15 protein-coding genes and 1 pseudogene are annotated in these 16,799 nt (G+C 69.8%); 6 read left to right on the top strand and 10 right to left on the bottom strand.

The window, feature by feature from the left end:
* The first annotated feature begins 139 nt into the window (after window positions 1-139).
* Complete coding sequence (gene nucS / locus ACIQ7Q_RS04250; RefSeq protein WP_403856043.1) at window positions 140-802, top strand: endonuclease NucS; 663 nt, start codon at window positions 140-142, stop codon at window positions 800-802.
* Between the two features lie 405 nt (window positions 803-1,207).
* Here nucS and ACIQ7Q_RS04245 read toward each other — a convergent pair whose 3' ends face one another.
* The 4 genes from ACIQ7Q_RS04245 to ACIQ7Q_RS04230 all read right to left on the bottom strand — a co-directional run bounded on the left by ACIQ7Q_RS04245 (window position 1,208) and on the right by ACIQ7Q_RS04230 (window position 6,123).
* Window positions 1,208-3,631, bottom strand: coding sequence for an ATP-binding protein (locus tag ACIQ7Q_RS04245; protein ID WP_403856041.1), 2,424 nt, complete (start codon window positions 3,629-3,631; stop codon window positions 1,208-1,210).
* A gap of 396 nt (window positions 3,632-4,027) precedes the next feature.
* On the bottom strand, window positions 4,028-4,351 hold the full coding sequence (locus tag ACIQ7Q_RS04240) for an STAS domain-containing protein (RefSeq protein WP_177147608.1): 324 nt from the start codon (window positions 4,349-4,351) through the stop codon (window positions 4,028-4,030).
* A 199-nt stretch (window positions 4,352-4,550) separates the two neighbouring features.
* Window positions 4,551-5,399, bottom strand: coding sequence for a 3-hydroxyacyl-CoA dehydrogenase family protein (locus ACIQ7Q_RS04235; RefSeq protein WP_403856039.1), 849 nt, complete (start codon window positions 5,397-5,399; stop codon window positions 4,551-4,553).
* Between the two features lie 142 nt (window positions 5,400-5,541).
* The gene (locus tag ACIQ7Q_RS04230) at window positions 5,542-6,123 is read right to left on the bottom strand and encodes a TetR/AcrR family transcriptional regulator (RefSeq protein ID WP_403856037.1); all 582 of its coding nucleotides are present in this window, start codon (window positions 6,121-6,123) and stop codon (window positions 5,542-5,544) included.
* On the opposite strand from ACIQ7Q_RS04230, the pseudogene ACIQ7Q_RS04225 reads away from it, so the two are divergent.
* Window positions 6,119-6,217, top strand: a pseudogene (locus tag ACIQ7Q_RS04225) (ABC transporter permease); the annotation flags it as partial. The gene ACIQ7Q_RS04230 and the pseudogene ACIQ7Q_RS04225 overlap by 5 nt on opposite strands.
* A gap of 13 nt (window positions 6,218-6,230) precedes the next feature.
* The gene (locus ACIQ7Q_RS04220; RefSeq protein ID WP_403856035.1) at window positions 6,231-6,803 is read left to right on the top strand and encodes a cob(I)yrinic acid a,c-diamide adenosyltransferase; all 573 of its coding nucleotides are present in this window, start codon (window positions 6,231-6,233) and stop codon (window positions 6,801-6,803) included.
* A gap of 40 nt (window positions 6,804-6,843) precedes the next feature.
* Here ACIQ7Q_RS04220 and ACIQ7Q_RS04215 read toward each other — a convergent pair whose 3' ends face one another.
* On the bottom strand, window positions 6,844-7,416 hold the full coding sequence (locus ACIQ7Q_RS04215) for a hypothetical protein (RefSeq protein WP_403856033.1): 573 nt from the start codon (window positions 7,414-7,416) through the stop codon (window positions 6,844-6,846).
* Window positions 7,417-7,568: 152 nt separating this feature from the next.
* On the opposite strand from ACIQ7Q_RS04215, the gene ACIQ7Q_RS04210 reads away from it, so the two are divergent.
* The 3 genes from ACIQ7Q_RS04210 (at window position 7,569) to ACIQ7Q_RS04200 (ending at window position 11,488) form a co-directional block, all read left to right on the top strand.
* The gene (locus tag ACIQ7Q_RS04210; RefSeq protein ID WP_403856031.1) at window positions 7,569-8,777 is read left to right on the top strand and encodes a sensor histidine kinase; all 1,209 of its coding nucleotides are present in this window, start codon (window positions 7,569-7,571) and stop codon (window positions 8,775-8,777) included.
* A complete protein-coding gene (locus ACIQ7Q_RS04205) occupies window positions 8,774-9,466 on the top strand; it encodes a response regulator (RefSeq protein WP_403856029.1) in 693 nt (230 codons plus the stop codon). The genes ACIQ7Q_RS04210 and ACIQ7Q_RS04205 overlap by 4 nt, the downstream gene beginning before the upstream one ends.
* A gap of 255 nt (window positions 9,467-9,721) precedes the next feature.
* Window positions 9,722-11,488, top strand: a complete 1,767-nt coding sequence (locus tag ACIQ7Q_RS04200) for a glycosyl hydrolase family 18 protein (protein WP_403856436.1) — start codon at window positions 9,722-9,724, stop codon at window positions 11,486-11,488.
* A gap of 62 nt (window positions 11,489-11,550) precedes the next feature.
* Here the strand turns inward: ACIQ7Q_RS04200 and ACIQ7Q_RS04195 are convergent, their stop codons facing one another.
* From ACIQ7Q_RS04195 to atpA, 5 genes are all read right to left on the bottom strand, one after another.
* A complete protein-coding gene (locus ACIQ7Q_RS04195; protein WP_403856027.1) occupies window positions 11,551-12,024 on the bottom strand; it encodes a DUF2550 domain-containing protein in 474 nt (157 codons plus the stop codon).
* Window positions 12,025-12,152: 128 nt separating this feature from the next.
* Entirely contained in the window at window positions 12,153-12,527 is a 375-nt protein-coding gene (locus tag ACIQ7Q_RS04190; RefSeq protein ID WP_403856025.1) for a F0F1 ATP synthase subunit epsilon, read from the bottom strand.
* A gap of 195 nt (window positions 12,528-12,722) precedes the next feature.
* Window positions 12,723-14,165, bottom strand: coding sequence for a F0F1 ATP synthase subunit beta (atpD, locus tag ACIQ7Q_RS04185; protein ID WP_403856023.1), 1,443 nt, complete (start codon window positions 14,163-14,165; stop codon window positions 12,723-12,725).
* Window positions 14,165-15,082: a F0F1 ATP synthase subunit gamma gene (locus tag ACIQ7Q_RS04180; protein ID WP_403856021.1), complete on the bottom strand. Its 918-nt coding sequence runs from the start codon at window positions 15,080-15,082 to the stop codon at window positions 14,165-14,167. The genes atpD and ACIQ7Q_RS04180 overlap by 1 nt, the downstream gene beginning before the upstream one ends.
* A 21-nt stretch (window positions 15,083-15,103) precedes the next feature.
* Complete coding sequence (gene atpA, locus ACIQ7Q_RS04175; RefSeq protein ID WP_403856019.1) at window positions 15,104-16,696, bottom strand: F0F1 ATP synthase subunit alpha; 1,593 nt, start codon at window positions 16,694-16,696, stop codon at window positions 15,104-15,106.
* Between the last annotated feature and the right edge of the window lie 103 nt (window positions 16,697-16,799).

Genomic DNA, 16,799 nt, shown 5'->3' with positions numbered 1-16,799 from the left:
GGCCGACGACCTCCTGCTTCCACGGTAAGTGCGCCGACTTGAGCGCACCAGGAGATTGGGAACACAACCGGCCAAATAACGATGGGCGCTTCCGGGGCGAATCGCGCAGCGCGCCGTCCGTCGAGTAGCGTTGCCGACCATGCGTCTCGTCATCGCCCGCTGCTCCGTGGACTACGCCGGCCGGCTCACCGCCCACCTGCCCTCCGCTCCCCGTTTGATCCTGGTCAAGGCGGACGGCAGCGTGTCGATCCACGCCGACGACAGGGCGTACAAACCGCTGAACTGGATGTCACCTCCCTGCACGTTGAAGGAAGGCGACGACAGCGTCTGGACCGTCGTGAACAAAGCGGGCGAGAAACTGATCATTACGATGGAGGAAATCCTCCACGACTCGTCCCACGAGCTCGGCGTGGACCCCGGCCTCATCAAGGACGGCGTGGAAGCGCACCTCCAGGAACTGCTCGCCGACCGGATCGAGACACTTGGCGAGGGATACAGCCTGATCCGCCGCGAGTACCCCACCGCCATCGGCCCGGTGGACATCCTCTGCCGGGACGCCGACGGTGCGACGGTGGCGGTGGAGATCAAGCGCCGCGGCGAGATCGACGGCGTGGAGCAGCTCACCCGCTACCTGGACCTCCTCAACCGCGACCCGCACCTGGCCCCGGTGAAGGGCGTCTTCGCGGCTCAAGAGATCAAGCCCCAGGCCCGCGTCCTGGCGACGGACCGCGGCATCGGCTGCGTGGTGCTCGACTACGACGCGATGCGCGGCATCGAGGACGACAAGCTCCGCCTGTTCTGACCCACGGGACGTTGCGGGGGCCGCGTGTTGTCACGCCCCCGCGGGTGCGTGACACCGCACCAGCGCCCAGCCCTCGGCCCGCGGGGACGACGTGCCACCGGCCCGCCGGGGGTTGACACTTCCTGTCCGACGCCGGCCCGGCCCAGCCCGTGCTGCGGGACGCGGTGCTGCGGCACCGCCCGCCCGAGGCGCATCGGCCCGCGCCGCCGGAAGCCCGTCGCGGTGCGCTCGCGGCACCGCCGACGCCCGCGAAGTGAACACCCAGTCGGCGCCCTGGAGGTACCGGGGCGGGGATGCGCGGCGCGAAGCTGCCGCACGGGGGCCGGGGGCGACAGCCCCCCACGTCCCGTCAGGGTTCCAGGGAAAGAGTGGGTGTGGGGAAACACCCCACCCGCCGCCGACGTCTCAGATGACCGTCGCGCTCGCCGACTCGGCGGGCGGCGCCTCGTTCGTCGTCGACGCCTCCGTGGAACCGGAGGGCGCCGCAGCCGTGTCACTCTGTGAGGGCTCGGTAGCGGTGTCCGACGGCGAAGGATCCGTCGGCGGCGTCTGCGTCTCCGACTGAGTCGGCGTGGGCGAAGGCGGCGGCGTCGGCTTGGTCGACTGCGACTTCGTCGGCCTCGGGCCGGAGGTTGTCTCCGAATCCGACGGACTCCCCGGCCTCGACGAGCTCGGCGACGGCCGCTCCCCCGGCTTCTCCGGGGCGTCCGTCGAGGCGCGGGTCGCGCCCGGTGTCGTCCGGTCCGTCGGCTTCTTGTCGTCGTCCTTGTCCTGGGCCGGGTCGGCGCTCGTGTCGGCCGCCGGGTCGTCGAAGGTCCACTCGTCGTCGACGTCGTCCTTCGCCGGCTGGCCGTTGCGCAGGTTGTCGCCGGCGGGCTTCTCCTGATCGGAGGTCATGCCGAGCGTGACGACCGTGCCCAGGACGGCGGCGAGCAGCGCGCCCGCCCCCGCGGCGACGACGTTGCGGCGGGCGCCGCCGAGGAGGGCCGCGCGACGGCCGGCCGGGCGGGCCGAGTCGTCCGAGGCGGGCTCCTGCCGGGCGCCCACCACCGTGGCGGCGTTGGACGCGGAGCCCGGGGAACCGTTCCGCAGCAGTGCCTTCGTCAGCGGCAGCCCCGGCACGCCCTTCGGAGGAGACACCGGCCCCGCTTCCACGGCGGGGGCGACGGGGGCGACCACGCCGGACTCGCGGTCGGTGACGAGGGCGAGGGCCCGGCGTCCGGCGACCGTGCCGTTCTTGTCGGCGAGCGCACCGCGCATGCCGATCGACGCCTCGAGCTCGGCGCGGGCCCGCTCCAGGCTTCCGGTGCAGAGGGCCAGGACGCCCAACTCATGGTGGAAGTACGCCTCTTCCGCGACCTCGCCCGCGATCCGGGCCGCCTCGGAGCCGACGCGCAGGGTGCGCTCCCACGCGGTCCAGTGGCGGCCGGCCGCGAAGACGGGCGCGGCGCTGCGGGCGAGCAGGACCGCGGTGCTTGCGTGTCCGGACTCGCGGCCGGGCACGAGGGCGCTCAGCGCGGCGAGCACGGCGTCCGACTCCGCCACGGCCCGTTCGGGCGTGACGGACGGGTGCCCGGCCCACCAGGTGTAGTGCTGCGCGGCGGTGTGGGCGCGGCCGACGGCGTCCTCGTCGTAGCCCTTCTCACGGAGCTGCGCGAGCACACCGGCCGCGAGGCGGTAGCGCGGGCCGACCGGAGAGAGCAGCCCGCAGCGCATCAGTTCGCCGAGCGCGGCATCGGCGTGGGTGTCGCCGACGAGGGCGGGCAGGTGCGCCTGGTGCGGGACCTCGCCGCCGAGGGCGACGGCGAAGCGCAGGGTCTGGCGGGCCGAGTCGCCGAGCCGGGAGGCGAGGAGGGACGCGGGCGCGGCCCCCTCCCCCAGCGTCGGCAGGGGTACGTCCTTGCCGCCCGCGGCCGCGAAGGGCGCGAACTCCTCGAACGCCTCCGGGTCCGCACGGAGCTCGTCGCACTGGCGCAGCAGAGCGGCCGCCTGGACGAAGCGCAGGGGCAGGCCCTCTGACTCGAACCAGAGGTCCCCCGCCCAATTGGTCTCCTCCTCGGTCAGCGGGCGCTCGACGGTCTGCTGCAGCAGATCGAGCGCGGCGGCGCGCCCGAGGCCGCCGAGGAAGACCTCTTCGAGGTGGGAGTCCGCGGAGGGCGCGGCGATGTCCGGCGCGGCGGCGACGAGGAAGGCGCATTCGGGCGCGGCGTCGAGCAGTTCGTCGAGGGACGCGCCGCCGAACTCCAGGTCGTCGAGGACGACGATGGCTCCGATGTCGCGTACGAATCCGGCCAGTGCGTTCCGGTCGGGCCGGTGCCCGGGCGCGTCGTAGACGACCGTGAACAGCTCTTGGAGCAGCTCCGCGGGTGACCGGTGGTGGCCGTTGAGGCGTACGACACCGTCGGGTGCGAAGTCGCCGCACTCCGCGGCGACGGCGTCGAGCAGCGCGCTGCGGCCCGAGCCGGCGGGGCCGGTGAGCCGTACGGAGCGTCCGCGGCCGAGGAGCCGTACCAGCCGTTCACGCTCCTCGTCGCGCTCCAGCAACGGAGGCCTGGGCGTGGCGGGGCCGGGAGGTACGGGCGGTTGCGCGGCGCGGCGGAGCTCGATGCGCTCCGCGGCGCTGCGCCGGGTCGGGCGGCCGGGCTGCTGTCCGGGCGGGCAGACCTCGATCTCGCTGCCGTCGACGGGGTTGACGGTGAGCAGGAGGTCGCCGGAGACGAGCTGGACCGTACGCGCGGGCGAGGGCGTGGACGGCCCGAGTTCCGCCGTGATGGCGTCGCGCGGCGGTCGCGCCTTTCCGGCGGTCTCGCCGAAAGTGTCGTTGTCCATGGTCTAAGCCCCTAGATACGGTTCGCTCGGCCTTGTCTCCGCCAAGATCACTGTCTCTTGGTGGCACAGCCGCGTGAGGTGCCCTCCCGGCCTTCCTGCACGCCCTGTCGCCTCGGTCCGGAGCCCACCGCATGGGTCCGTCGAAAGGGCAGGCGATCGAACCCTAGACGCTCGCCCCGCATCGCGAAACCTGCGGGGTGCCGCCCGTCCCTGACGTCACGGTCTCGGGAGGATTGCGCTGATCGCCCCGTTCGCGCACCGGTCGCACCCGACGGGACGATTCGCCCCGCGCGGACACCGGTGCGACGCCGACGCGACCGGTGCGTCACCGACCCGGACACCGCTGCGGCACTGAGGCCGACACCCGGTGCGTCACCGCCCCGGACACCGGCGGCCTCACACGCGCGGAAGCGATTCCGCAGCGAGGCCACCCTCGATCGCGAGGATGCGGTGCAGCCGGGTGGCCACGAGCAGTCGCTGCATCTGCGGCGGCACGCCGCGCAGCACCAGCCGGCGCCCGCATCTGCCGGCCCGCCGGTGGGCGCCCATGATGACCCCGAGCCCGGTGGCGTCCCAGGAGTCGAGGTGGGTCAGGTCGAGCACCAGGTCGCCGACTCCGTCGTCGACGGCCGAGTGGAGGACCGTACGGGCGTCCGCCGCGCTGCGCACGTCGAGGCGGCCCCCGACGACCAGCTCGGCGTGGTCGCCCCTGATGTGCATATGCGCTCCCCGAGTGTGCTTACAGTGCCCCGTGCCGGCCCCGTATCGACTGTGTGCGGCTGACTGTTCTTCGTCTGTTCTTCTCTGTCTGCAACAACTGACTGCCGCGTAGGCGGAGGGGTTGCTACTTGTAAGCGAACCGATACCGAATTCACCCCGGTGGGTGATGCCGAACCGGTCGATAACGTCGGTGCAGACGTCAGTGCTTGTAGAAGCCCTGCCCGCTCTTGCGCCCGATGTCACCGGCGTCCACCATCCGGCGCATCAGCTCCGGCGGTGCGAACTTCTCGTCCTGGGACTCCGTGTAGATGTTGCTCGTGGCGTGCAGCAGGATGTCGACGCCCGTCAGATCGGCGGTGGCGAGCGGCCCCATGGCATGGCCGAAGCCGAGCTTGCAGGCGATGTCGATGTCCTCGGCGGTCGCGACGCCCGATTCGTACAGCTTCGCCGCCTCGACGACGAGCGCGGAGATGAGGCGGGTGGTGACAAAGCCGGCGACGTCGCGGTTGACGACGATGCAGGTCTTGCCGACCGACTCGGCGAATCCACGTGCGATGGCGAGGGTTTCGTCGCTCGTCTTGTAGCCGCGCACCAGCTCGCAGAGCTGCATCATCGGGACGGGCGAGAAGAAGTGGGCGCCGACGACACGCTCCGGACGCTCCGTCACGGCTGCGATCTTGGTGATCGGGATGGCGGAGGTGTTGGAGGCGAGGACGGCGTCGTCCCGTACGAGCTTGTCGAGCGTACGGAAGATCTCGTGCTTGACCTCGAGCTTCTCGAAGACCGCCTCGACGACGATGTCGGCGTCGGCGACGGCGTCCATGTCGGTCGCGGTGGTGATGCGTGCCAACGCCGCGTCGGCGTCTGCCGCTTCGAGCTTCCCCTTGGAGACGAACTTGTCGTAGGACGCCTTGATGCCGTCCGTGCCGCGGGTCAGAGCCTCGTCGGTGACGTCACGCAGGACGACGTCCCAGCCCGCTTGGGCCGAGACCTGCGCGATTCCGGACCCCATGAGTCCGGCCCCGATGACAGCGAGCTTCCTGGCCACTGCGGCACTCCTTAACGACTGTCCTCAACGACTGTTTACATGTGCGCTCTCTGGCGGAGATTAGCGCCCGTGAGGTGCCCCTGTGACCGTGAAGAGATGCGCGTCACGTCTCAGATGACGGACATCACACCGGGACGGGCCGTCAGGCGTCCCGGACCGCGTAAGTGAGCACCTTCTCCCCCAGCAACTCCTCCATCTCGTCGATGGGATCGAGGGTTTCGCGCGACACTTCTTCCGGTTTACGCCGCTTGGCCAGTTCCGTGCCGATCCATCCCATGACGGTGCCGTGCACCCAGGTGAGTTGACCGGCCACCAGGTCCGCAAGCCTGTCGCCCTCCGCGGCGCCGGCCTCCGCCCGCATGGTGGTCACGGGGCCGAGCAGACTCTCCTGCTGGATGGCCCACAGCCGGGAGCGCAGGGCGTCCGCCTCGGTGATGACCTTCATGAAGTCGGCGTGGCCCTCGAAGAGGCCGACCGTCGTCGAGAGCCCTTCGACCGCCTCGCACAGTTCGCGCAGTACGGCGTCGGCGGCCGACTCCCCCGCGCGCCGCCCGCGCACCCACCTGGAGAGCCGGTCGATCACGTCCTTGCCGCGGTCCAGGAAGAGGTCCTCTTTGGCGGGGAAGCAGTTGTAGACGGTGTTGACGGAGACGTCCGCCGCAACCGCGACCTCGGCGATGGTCACGGTCACGAAGCCGTGCTCCACGAAGAGCCTGGTGGCCACGTCCGCGATGCTGTACGGCGTCCTCGTCGCCGTCTCCTTCGTGACGCTTGCCGTGACGGTCGGCACACGTGTCTTCCGCAGGGCGGGCGCTTAACTACGCTGGCCACATGGTCAATCTCACGCGTATCTACACCCGTACCGGCGACCAGGGCACCACCGCTCTCGGTGACATGAGCCGGACCGCCAAGACCGATCTGCGCATCTCCGCGTACGCCGACGCCAACGAGGCCAATGCCGTCATCGGTACGGCCATCGCCCTGGGGCAGCTCGACGACGCCGTGGTGAAGGTGCTCGTCCGCGTGCAGAACGACTTGTTCGACGTGGGCGCCGACCTCTCGACGCCGGTGGTCGAGAACCCCGAGTACCCGCCGCTGAGGGTCGAGCAGTCGTACATCGACAAGCTGGAGTCCGACTGCGACCACTTCCTGGAGCAGCTGGAGAAGCTGCGCAGCTTCATCCTCCCGGGCGGAACGCCTGGTGCCGCGCTGCTGCACCAGGCCTGCACGGTCGTACGGCGGGCGGAGCGCTCGACCTGGGCGGCCATGGAGGTGCACGGCGAGACGATGAACGCGCTGACGGCGACGTATCTCAACCGCCTCTCCGACCTCCTGTTCATTCTGGCCAGGGTGGCGAACAAGGAGGTCGGAGACGTGCTCTGGGTGCCGGGCGGTGAGCGCTAGCCGCGTTCCCCATGTCACGGGGGCGCCACGGGCAGTCCGGCTAGCGCTCCGCGCGGACCGGTTCCGACTCCGGCTCCTTCGCCGCGGCCTTCTTCGGCCAGATCGCGTACGAGAGCGCGATCAGGCCGTGGATGCCGGCCGTGCGCCACGCGGCGTACATCCAGCTCCGCAGCGATTCGGTCTGCCCCGCGTCGCCGACGTACCAGATCGCGATCTGCAGCAGTGCTGTGGCGACGCCCGCGGCGACCAGCGTGCCCAGCCAGATCCTGGCCTCGTGCCCCGCGCGGGCCATGCCGTGGCGCGGCGGCTTGTGGGGGGGCGGGGCGCCGCCGAAGCGGTGCGCCGCGTGGCCGTCCAGCCACTTGATGGTGCGATGGCCGTGACCGACCGTGTAGCCGATGTAGACCGCGGCCAGGCCGTGTTTCCAGCTCGGATCCGCGCCGTTCTTGAGGTCGATCGCGGTGGCGACGAGCAGCACGACCTCCAGCAGCGGTTCGCACAGCAGCAGAGCCGCACCGGTCCTCGGCATCTTCAGCAGGTAGCGGACGGCGAGGCCCGCGGCGAGCAGCACCCAGAAACCGATCTCACAGATCACGACCAGCGCGACGATCACGACTGTTCTCCCTTCGAATGGTTCAAGCGTGTCGGCCCCCGGGGGCCGAATCGTCGTCGCCGGTGACGAACCTGCACTGCATCCTTCGATGTAGTGCAGGCTCACCCCGTACGCGGAGGCACTGGGGGCGCGGCGCCGTGTTTGATGGACGGGTGACCTTCCCGCGCCCCCACCGTGACGACGTCCTCGCGGCGGTCGCCGGTCTGCTCGGCGGCCTGCTGCTCTATGCGCTGGGGCTGCACAGCCAGGGCCCCGACCACGCGGTGCTGCCGACCCGGGTGACGCTGGTGCCGCTTGTGGTGACGGCGTTCCTGGAACTGCTGCGGCGGACCATGCCGCGCACGGCGCTGCTCGTCGGCACGGTTGCCGTGATCGCCGACCAGCTCACCCGCGGCAGCATCGCGACGGTGCTGATGTTCGCGGACCTCGTGTACGCGGCCGTGGTCTACGGCACGCCCGCCTCCGCCCGGCGTATCCCGGTGACCACCGGGATGATCACCATCGCGGTGACGATCGGTTTCCTGGCCTGGTTCCGGGAGCCGGCCGCGCTGCTGATCGGCGTGGTCACCGGGCTCGTCTCGTTCTTCCCCGCGGCCACCGGCGCCATCGTGCGCAACCACCGGGAGGCGGCGATCGCGGCCAGGCTGCGGGCCGAGCAGACCGCGCTGCTCGCGGAGATGGACCGCACCCAGGCCATCACGGCCGAGCGTGCCCGGATGGCCCGTGAACTGCACGACATGGTCGCCAATCACCTCTCGGCGATCGCGATCCACTCGACGGCCGCGATCTCCCTCGACGACGCGGCGACCACGAAGCAGGCGTTGACGGTGATCCGCGAGAACAGCGTGGAGGGCCTGGCGGAGATGCGCCGGCTGATCGGGCTGCTGCGGGACAGCAGCGGCGACACGGAGCCTGCGGCGGCCCCGACCCTGGCGGGTCTGGACGCCCTGGTGGCGCAGGCCCGGACGAACGGCGTGGCGAGCGGGCTGACGTTCACTCTTGACGACGCGCGTGGCGACGACTGCCGGTTGCCCGCGCCCGTGGAGCTCGCCGCCTACCGCATCGTGCAGGAATCGCTCACCAACGCGATCAAGCACGCGGACTGCGGTGACGTGCGGGTCGAGATGTCCGGCAGGGCGGACGGGGAGCTGCTGGTGACGGTGACCAGCCCGTTCGGCCGGCGTCCCGGTCCACGCGCGCCTGGCTCGGGCGCCGGGCTGGTGGGGATGCGGGAGCGGGTGGCGCTCCTCGACGGGTCGTTCGAGGCAGGCCCGGCCGCGGGCCCGCCGGGCGGGCCCGAGAAGATCTGGTGCGTACGGGCGGCGCTGCCCGTGGTGAACGACAAGGAGCCCTCGGCATGACGGCGCAAGCGGATGCCGCGCAGGACACCCCGCACACCCCCCGGATCCGGATCCTGGTCGCGGAGGACCAGAGCGCGGTACGGGCGGGCCTGGTGCTGATCCTGCGCAGCGCTCCCGACATCGAGGTGGTCGGTGAGGCCGGGGACGGCGAGGAAGCGGTCCGGCTGGCCCGCGAGATGCGTCCTGACCTGGTGCTGATGGACGTGCAGATGCCGCGGCTGGACGGGGTCTCCGCCACCCGCCAGGTGGTCGCGGAGGGTCTCGCCGACGTGCTGGTGCTGACCACGTTCGACCTGGACGAGTACGTCTTCGGGGCACTGCGGGCGGGGGCTTCGGGCTTTCTGCTGAAGAACACCGACGCCAACGACCTGTTGCGGGCGGTGCGCACGGTGGCGCACGGGGAGGGGCTGATCGCGCCGGCCGTCACCCGACGGCTGATCGCGGAGTTCGCCGCGCCCAGGCCCGTACGGTCTCCGGACGCGCCGGATCGGGCGGTTCTCGACGTCCTCACGAGGCGTGAGCGCGAGGTGCTCTCGTGCCTCGGGGAGGGACTGTCGAACGCGGAGATCGCGCAGCGGCTCTCGATGGCAGAGGCGACGGTGAAGACGCACGTCAGCAGGTTGCTGGGGAAGCTGGAGCTGCGCAGCAGGGTGCAAGCGGCGGTCCTGGCCCAGGAGTTGGGCATCTGACGCCACGGCGGGCACCAGGGGAAACACCTTTGGTCTGGACCTATTGACGATTGGTCCAGACCAACCTACTCTCACCGAGCACACTGCGGTGAGCCCCCGCAGAGTGCTCCAGTGCACGGACCACCCCTGACATGTCCGCACTCACCTCGAGGAGCATCCTTGAGCACCCAAGCGCCACGAACCCCCCGCCCGAGAACCCGATTCAGATCCAGAGCCACCGCGGGCCTGACCGCGCTGCTGCTCCCCCTCGCCGCCATGGTGGGCCTCGCCTCGCCCGCCCAGGCAGCCACCTCCGCCACCGCCACCTACGCGAAGACCTCCGACTGGGGTTCCGGCTTCGAGGGCAAGTGGACGGTGAAGAACACCGGCACCACGACGATCAACTCCTGGACCGTCGAGTGGGACTTCCCCTCCGGCACCCGCGTCACCTCGGCCTGGGACGCCACGGTCACCAGCTCCGGCGACCACTGGACCGCCAAGAACAACGGCTGGAACGGCATTCTCGCCCCCGGCGCCTCCGTCTCCTTCGGCTTCAACGGCAGCGGCTCCGGCTCGCCGTCCAACTGCAAACTCAACGGCGCCTCCTGCGACGGCGGCAGCGTCCCCGGTGACAGCGCGCCCACCGCCCCCGGCACGCCCACCGCCTCCGGGGTCACCGACACCTCGGTGAAGCTCACCTGGAGTGCGGCCACCGACGACAAGGGCGTCAAGAACTACGACGTCCTGCGCGACGGCGCCAAGGTGGCCACCGTCACCGGCACCACCTACACCGACACGGCCCTGACCGCCGGCACCGACTACTCGTACACGGTCCAGGCACGCGACACCGCCGACCAGACCGGCCCCGTCAGCGGCGCCGTGGCGGTCCGCACCACCGGCGGCGGCACGGACCCCGGCCCGGGACCGGGCGACAAGGTGAAGCTGGGCTACTTCACCAACTGGGGTGTCTACGGACGCAACTACCACGTGAAAAACCTGGTGACCTCCGGCTCCGCGTCGAAGATCACACACATCAACTACGCGTTCGGCAACGTCAGCGGCGGCAAGTGCACCATCGGTGACTCCTACGCCGACTACGACAAGGCCTACACCGCCGACCAGAGCGTCGACGGCGTCGCCGACACCTGGGACCAGCCGCTGCGCGGCAACTTCAACCAGCTGCGCAAGCTCAAGGCGAAGTACCCGCACATCAAGGTGCTGTGGTCGTTCGGCGGCTGGACCTGGTCCGGCGGCTTCGGCCAGGCCGTGGCGGACCCCGCCGCCTTCGCCCAGTCCTGCTACGACCTGGTCGAGGACCCCCGCTGGGCCGACGTCTTCGACGGGATCGACCTCGACTGGGAGTACCCCAACGCCTGCGGTCTGAGCTGCGACACCAGCGGCCCCGCGGCCTTCAAGAACATGATGCAGGCCATGCGCGCCAAGTTCGGCGCGAACAACCTGGTCACCGCGGCTGTCACGGCGGACGCCTCGTCCGGCGGCAAGATCGAAGCGGCCGACTACGGCGGCGCCGCTCAGTACATCGACTGGTACAACGTGATGACGTACGACTTCTTCGGCGCCTGGGCCGCCAAGGGCCCGACGGCCCCGCACTCGCCGCTCACGTCGTACTCGGGTATCCCGCAGGCCGGCTTCAACTCGGCCGAGGCGATCGCCAAGTTCAAGGCGAAGGGCGTGCCCTCCAAGAAGCTGCTGCTGGGCATCGGCTTCTACGGCCGCGGCTGGGCCGGCGTGACCCAGTCCGCTCCGGGCGGCACGGCGACCGGCCCGGCGGCCGGCACGTACGAGCAGGGCATCGAGGACTACAAGGTCCTCAGGAACAGCTGCCCGGCCACCGGGACGGTCGCGGGCACCGCGTACGCCCACTGCGGCACCAACTGGTGGAGCTACGACACACCGGCGACCGTCACCTCCAAGATGGGGTGGGCGAACAACCAGGGACTCGGTGGAGCGTTCTTCTGGGAGTTCAGCGGTGACACCGCGAACGGCGAGCTGGTCGGCGCGATCAACAGCGGCCTGGGATAGAGCAAGGGCCCGCTGACGACAAAGCCCGGGAGACGTTCTCTCCCGGGCTTTGTCATGTACCGCTATGCGACATTGACTCTCTGGCCGGGCGGCGCCGCCTCCAGCCAGGCGAGGAAGCCGGTCAGCGCGTCCTCGCTCATCGCCAGCTCCAGACGGGTCCCGCGGTGCACACAGCCGAGCACGACGGCGTCGGACAGGAGCGCCAGCTCCTCCTCGCCCTCTGGAGTGCGGCGGGCCAGCACCTCGATCGCGGAGCGCTCGAGGACACGGCGGGGACGGGGCGCGTACGAGAAGATCCGGAACCACTCGATCCGGTCGCCGCTGTACCGGGCGACGCCGTACACCCAGCCCTTGCCGGTGGGGGTTCTCCCCGTGAAGCCAGGGGGAGCATCCTGCCCCTCCGGAAGGTTCCATCGGAGGCTGCAGTCGAAGGTCCCCCCGGAGCGCTGGATCAGCCGTCTGCGCAGTCCGAAGACGAAGAGCCCGATCACCACCAGGCCTACGACGCAGCCGCTCACAAGCAGAGCGAGGAACATCTCCACCGACCTCCTCGCTTCGTCCCGTAACCGAATATCACGTGCACCTGCATCGCCTCAGCCGCGGCACGGCCCGGAGGAGATCCGGGCCGGCCGCGGCTGAGGGACAAACCATTCGCGGGGTGCGTCTAGCGCACCGCCACCGCACGCAGCCGGACGTCGGCGCGCCGCTCGGCGGAAGCGTCCGTGTCCGACTTGGCGCGCTCCAGCGCACGCTCGGCGCGCTGGACGTCGATCTCGTCCGCCAGCTCGGCGATCTCCGCCAGCAGCGACAGCTTGTTGTCCGCGAACGAGATGAATCCACCGTGCACAGCGGCGACGACGGTTGCACCCTCGCTCGTACGGATGGTCACCGGGCCCGATTCCAGCACACCGAGAAGCGGCTGGTGACCGGGCATGACGCCGATGTCGCCGGACGTGGTGCGCGCGACGACCAGGGTGGCCTCGCCGGACCAGACACTGCGGTCCGCGGCGACCAGCTCGACGTGCAGCTCAGCAGCCAAGGTTGGCTCCTCGGGTCACCACCCGGCGGTTCAGCCGGGTGTTGGGTCATAAGTCTAGTAGGGACCTGAGCGTCGAAACGCTCCGGCCCGCCCCCAGGCCTCTCGGCCCGGGGTTCCGGGTTCGTCCCGGGGGTACAGCAAGCGGCGTACCGAAGGGGGCGGGACGCGCCCGCCCCCTTCGGCGAGTCGGCCGACTCAGGAGACGCCGAGCTCCTTGGCGTTGGCCTTGAGGTCCTCGATGCCACCGCACATGAAGAACGCCTGCTCGGGGAAGTGGTCGTACTCACCGTCGCAGATCGAGTTGAACGCGGCGATCGACTCGTCGAGCGGCACGTCGGAGCCGTCCACGCCGGTGAACTGCTTGGCGACGTGGGTGTTCTGCGACAGGAAGCGCTCCACGCGACGGGCACGGTGGACAACCAGCTTGTCCTCCTCGCCCAGCTCGTCGATACCGAGAATCGCGATGATGTCCTGGAGGTCCTTGTACTTCTGCAGGATTCCCTTGACGCGCGTGGCGGCGTCGTAGTGCTCCTGCGTGATGTAGCGCGGGTCCAGGATCCGGGACGTGGAGTCCAGCGGGTCCACGGCCGGGTAGATGCCCTTCTCCGAGATCGGACGGGACAGAACCGTCGTCGCGTCGAGGTGGGCGAAGGTGGTGGCCGGGGCCGGGTCGGTCAGGTCGTCGGCGGGGACGTAGATCGCCTGCATCGACGTGATCGAGTGACCACGCGTCGAGGTGATGCGCTCCTGCAGCAGACCCATCTCGTCGGCCAGGTTCGGCTGGTAACCCACCGCGGACGGCATACGGCCGAGCAGGGTGGACACCTCGGAGCCGGCCTGGGTGTACCGGAAGATGTTGTCGATGAAGAAGAGCACGTCCTGCTTCTGAACATCGCGGAAGTACTCCGCCATGGTCAGACCGGCCAGGGCGACGCGCAGACGGGTGCCCGGGGGCTCGTCCATCTGACCGAAGACCAGCGCGGTCTTGTCGATGACGCCCGACTCCGACATCTCCTCGATGAGGTCGTTGCCCTCACGGGTACGCTCACCGACGCCCGCGAACACCGACACACCGTCGTGGTTGTTGGCGACTCGGTAGATCATTTCCTGGATCAGAACGGTCTTGCCGACACCGGCACCACCGAACAGACCGATCTTTCCACCCTTGACGTACGGGGTGAGAAGGTCGATGACCTTGACGCCGGTCTCGAACATCTCGGTCTTGGACTCGAGCTGGTCGAAGCTCGGAGCCTTGCGGTGGATGGGCCACCGCTCACCGATGTTGGCGTTCTCCTCGGGGACGTTCAGCACCTCACCGAGGGTGTTGAACACCTTGCCCTTGGTGAAGTCGCCGACGGGGACGGTGATGCCGTCGCCCGTGTCGGTCACCGGGGCCTGGCGGACCAGACCGTCGGTGGGCTGCATCGAGATCGCACGGACCACGCCGTCACCCAGGTGCTGGGCGACCTCGAGGGTCAGCGTCTTGAGCGCGCCGTCCTCGGCCGGGTCGGCGACCTGAACGGTCAGGGCGTTGTAGATCTCCGGCATCGCGTCGACGGGGAACTCCACGTCGACGACCGGGCCGATGACCCGGGCGACGCGGCCCGTGGCTACGGCCGTCTCAACAGAGGTCGTCATTACTTGTCACTCCCCGCGGTCGCGTCGGCCAGGGCGCTGGCGCCACCGACGATCTCGCTGATTTCCTGGGTGATTTCGGCCTGGCGGGCCGCGTTGGCAAGCCGGGAGAGGCTCTTGATGAGCTCTCCGGCGTTGTCGGTCGCCGACTTCATCGCGCGGCGGGTGGCGGCGTGCTTGGAGGCAGCCGCCTGGAGCAGCGCGTTGTAGATCCGGCTCTCGACGTAGCGCGGCAGCAGAGCGTCGAGGACGTCCTCGGCCGACGGCTCGAAGTCGAACAGCGGAAGGATCTCGCCCTTCGTGTCCGTCTCCTGCTGAGCCTTCTCGAGGCTGAGGGGCAGCAGCCGGTTCTGTACCGGCGTCTGCGTCAGCATCGAGACGAACTCGGTGAAGACGATGTGGAGCTCGTCCACACCACCCTCGGCCGTGTCCTTCTCGATCGCCGCGATCAGCGGGGCCGCGACCTTCTTGGCGTCCGCATATGTCGGGTTGTCGGTGAAGCCGGTCCACGACTCCGTGACCTTGCGCTCACGGAAGCCGTAGTACGACACACCCTTGCGGCCGACGATGTAGGCGTCGACCTCCTTGCCCTCGCCGCGGAGCCGCTCGGTGAGCTGCTCCGCCGCCTTGAGGGCGTTGGCGGAGTATCCGCCGGCCAGACCGCGGTCGCTCGTGATGAGCAGAATCGCGGCCCGGGTCGGGTTCTCCGCCTCGGTCGTCAGAGCGTGCTTCGTCGTCGACCCCGTCGCCACCGCGGTCACCGCGCGGGTGAGCTCGGTCGCGTACGGCGTGGAGGCCGCCACCTGGCGCTGCGCCTTGACGATGCGCGAGGCGGCGATCATCTCCATCGCCTTGGTGATCTTCTTGGTCGCGGTGACGGATTTGATGCGACGCTTGTAGACCCGGAGCTGGGCTCCCATGAGTCAGGTCCCTTCCGTCGTCTACTTGGCGGTGCTGACCGGCGCGTCTTCGCCCAGAAGCTTGCCGTCCGAGGTCTCGAACTGCTGCTTGAACGCGGAGATGGCGTCAGCGACGGACTGGAGGGTGTCGTCCGACATCTTGCCGCCCTCGGCGATGCTGGTCAGAAGCTCCTTGCGCTCACGGCGCAGGTACTCCAGCAGCTCGGCCTCGAAACGACGGATGTCGGCGACCGGGACGTCGTCCATCTTGCCGGTGGTACCGGCCCAGACGGAGACGACCTGCTCCTCGACGGGCATCGGCTGGTACTGGCCCTGCTTCAGCAGCTCCACCATCCGCTTGCCGCGCTCCATCTGCGCCTTCGAGGCCGCGTCCAGGTCGGAACCGAAGGCGGCGAACGCCTCCAGCTCGCGGTACTGGGCGAGGTCGACACGCAGACGGCCGGAGACCTGCTTCATGGCCTTGTGCTGGGCGGAACCACCCACACGGGAGACCGAGATACCGACGTTCAGGGCCGGACGCTGACCGGCGTTGAACAGGTCGGACTCCAGGAAGCACTGGCCGTCGGTGATGGAGATGACGTTGGTCGGGATGAACGCCGACACGTCGTTCGCCTTGGTCTCGACGATCGGCAGACCCGTCATCGAACCGGCGCCCATGTCGTCGGAGAGCTTGGCGCAGCGCTCCAGCAGACGCGAGTGCAGGTAGAAGACGTCACCCGGGTAGGCCTCACGGCCCGGCGGGCGGCGCAGCAGCAGGGACACGGCGCGGTAGGCGTCGGCCTGCTTCGAGAGGTCGTCGAAGATGATGAGGACGTGCTTGCCGTCGTACATCCAGTGCTGACCGATGGCCGAACCGGTGTACGGGGCGAGGTACTTGAAGCCGGCCGGGTCGGACGCCGGGGCGGCGACGATCGTCGTGTACTCGAGCGCGCCGGCCTCTTCCAGGGCGCCGCGAACGGACGCGATGGTCGAGCCCTTCTGGCCGATGGCGACGTAGATGCAGCGGACCTGCTTCTTCGGGTCGCCGGAACGCCAGTTGTCGCGCTGGTTGATGATCGTGTCGACGGCCAGGGCGGTCTTGCCCGTCTGGCGGTCGCCGATGACCAGCTGACGCTGGCCGCGGCCGATCGGCACCATGGCGTCGACGGCCTTGTAGCCGGTCTGCATGGGCTCGTGCACAGACTTACGGGCCATGACGCCCGGGGCCTGCAGTTCAAGGGCGCGGCGGCCCTCGGTCGCGATCTCGCCGAGGCCGTCGATCGGGTTGCCGAGCGGGTCGACGACGCGACCCAGGTAGCCCTCGCCGACACCGACCGAGAGGACCTCACCGGTGCGGGTGACCGGCTGCCCCTCCTCGATGCCGCTGAACTCGCCGAGGACGATCGCACCGATCTCGCGGTCCTCGAGGTTGAGGGCGAGACCGAGGGTGCCGTCCTCGAACTTCAGCAGCTCGTTCGCCATGGCCGAGGGAAGACCCTCGACCTTCGCGATACCGTCGCCGGCCAGGCTGACCGTGCCGACCTCCTCGCGCGAGGCCGCGTCCGGCTGGTACGACTGGACAAAGTTCTCCAGCGCATCCCGGATCTCCTCCGGCCGGATCGTGAGCTCCGCCATCTGGGTTCCCTGCTCTCCTTGTTGGGCCCGAAGTTTCTTTGGGGGTCTGGGGGCCGACCCCCAGGAATCTTCTGCAATCTCTGCACGACCCAACCGGGCCGCT

The sequence above is a fragment of the Streptomyces sp. NPDC096176 genome (genome assembly GCF_044763255.1).
Classification (GTDB): domain Bacteria; phylum Actinomycetota; class Actinomycetes; order Streptomycetales; family Streptomycetaceae; genus Streptomyces.
This window is presented reverse-complemented; position numbering and strand designations above follow the sequence as displayed.

What these genes read in the sequence shown, in the direction of transcription:
- nucS (WP_403856043.1), top strand. Translation starts at nt 140, where the DNA reads ATGCGTCTCGTCATCGCCCGCTGCTCCGTGGACTACGCCGGCCGGCTC.
- ACIQ7Q_RS04245 (WP_403856041.1), bottom strand. Translation starts at nt 3,631, where the DNA reads ATGGACAACGACACTTTCGGCGAGACCGCCGGAAAGGCGCGACCGCCG.
- ACIQ7Q_RS04240 (WP_177147608.1), bottom strand. Translation starts at nt 4,351, where the DNA reads ATGCACATCAGGGGCGACCACGCCGAGCTGGTCGTCGGGGGCCGCCTC.
- ACIQ7Q_RS04220 (WP_403856035.1), top strand. Translation starts at nt 6,231, where the DNA reads ATGGTCAATCTCACGCGTATCTACACCCGTACCGGCGACCAGGGCACC.
- ACIQ7Q_RS04205 (WP_403856029.1), top strand. Translation starts at nt 8,774, where the DNA reads ATGACGGCGCAAGCGGATGCCGCGCAGGACACCCCGCACACCCCCCGG.
- ACIQ7Q_RS04200 (WP_403856436.1), top strand. Translation starts at nt 9,722, where the DNA reads ATGGTGGGCCTCGCCTCGCCCGCCCAGGCAGCCACCTCCGCCACCGCC.
- ACIQ7Q_RS04195 (WP_403856027.1), bottom strand. Translation starts at nt 12,024, where the DNA reads ATGTTCCTCGCTCTGCTTGTGAGCGGCTGCGTCGTAGGCCTGGTGGTG.
- atpD (WP_403856023.1), bottom strand. Translation starts at nt 14,165, where the DNA reads ATGACGACCTCTGTTGAGACGGCCGTAGCCACGGGCCGCGTCGCCCGG.
- ACIQ7Q_RS04180 (WP_403856021.1), bottom strand. Translation starts at nt 15,082, where the DNA reads ATGGGAGCCCAGCTCCGGGTCTACAAGCGTCGCATCAAATCCGTCACC.
- atpA (WP_403856019.1), bottom strand. Translation starts at nt 16,696, where the DNA reads ATGGCGGAGCTCACGATCCGGCCGGAGGAGATCCGGGATGCGCTGGAG.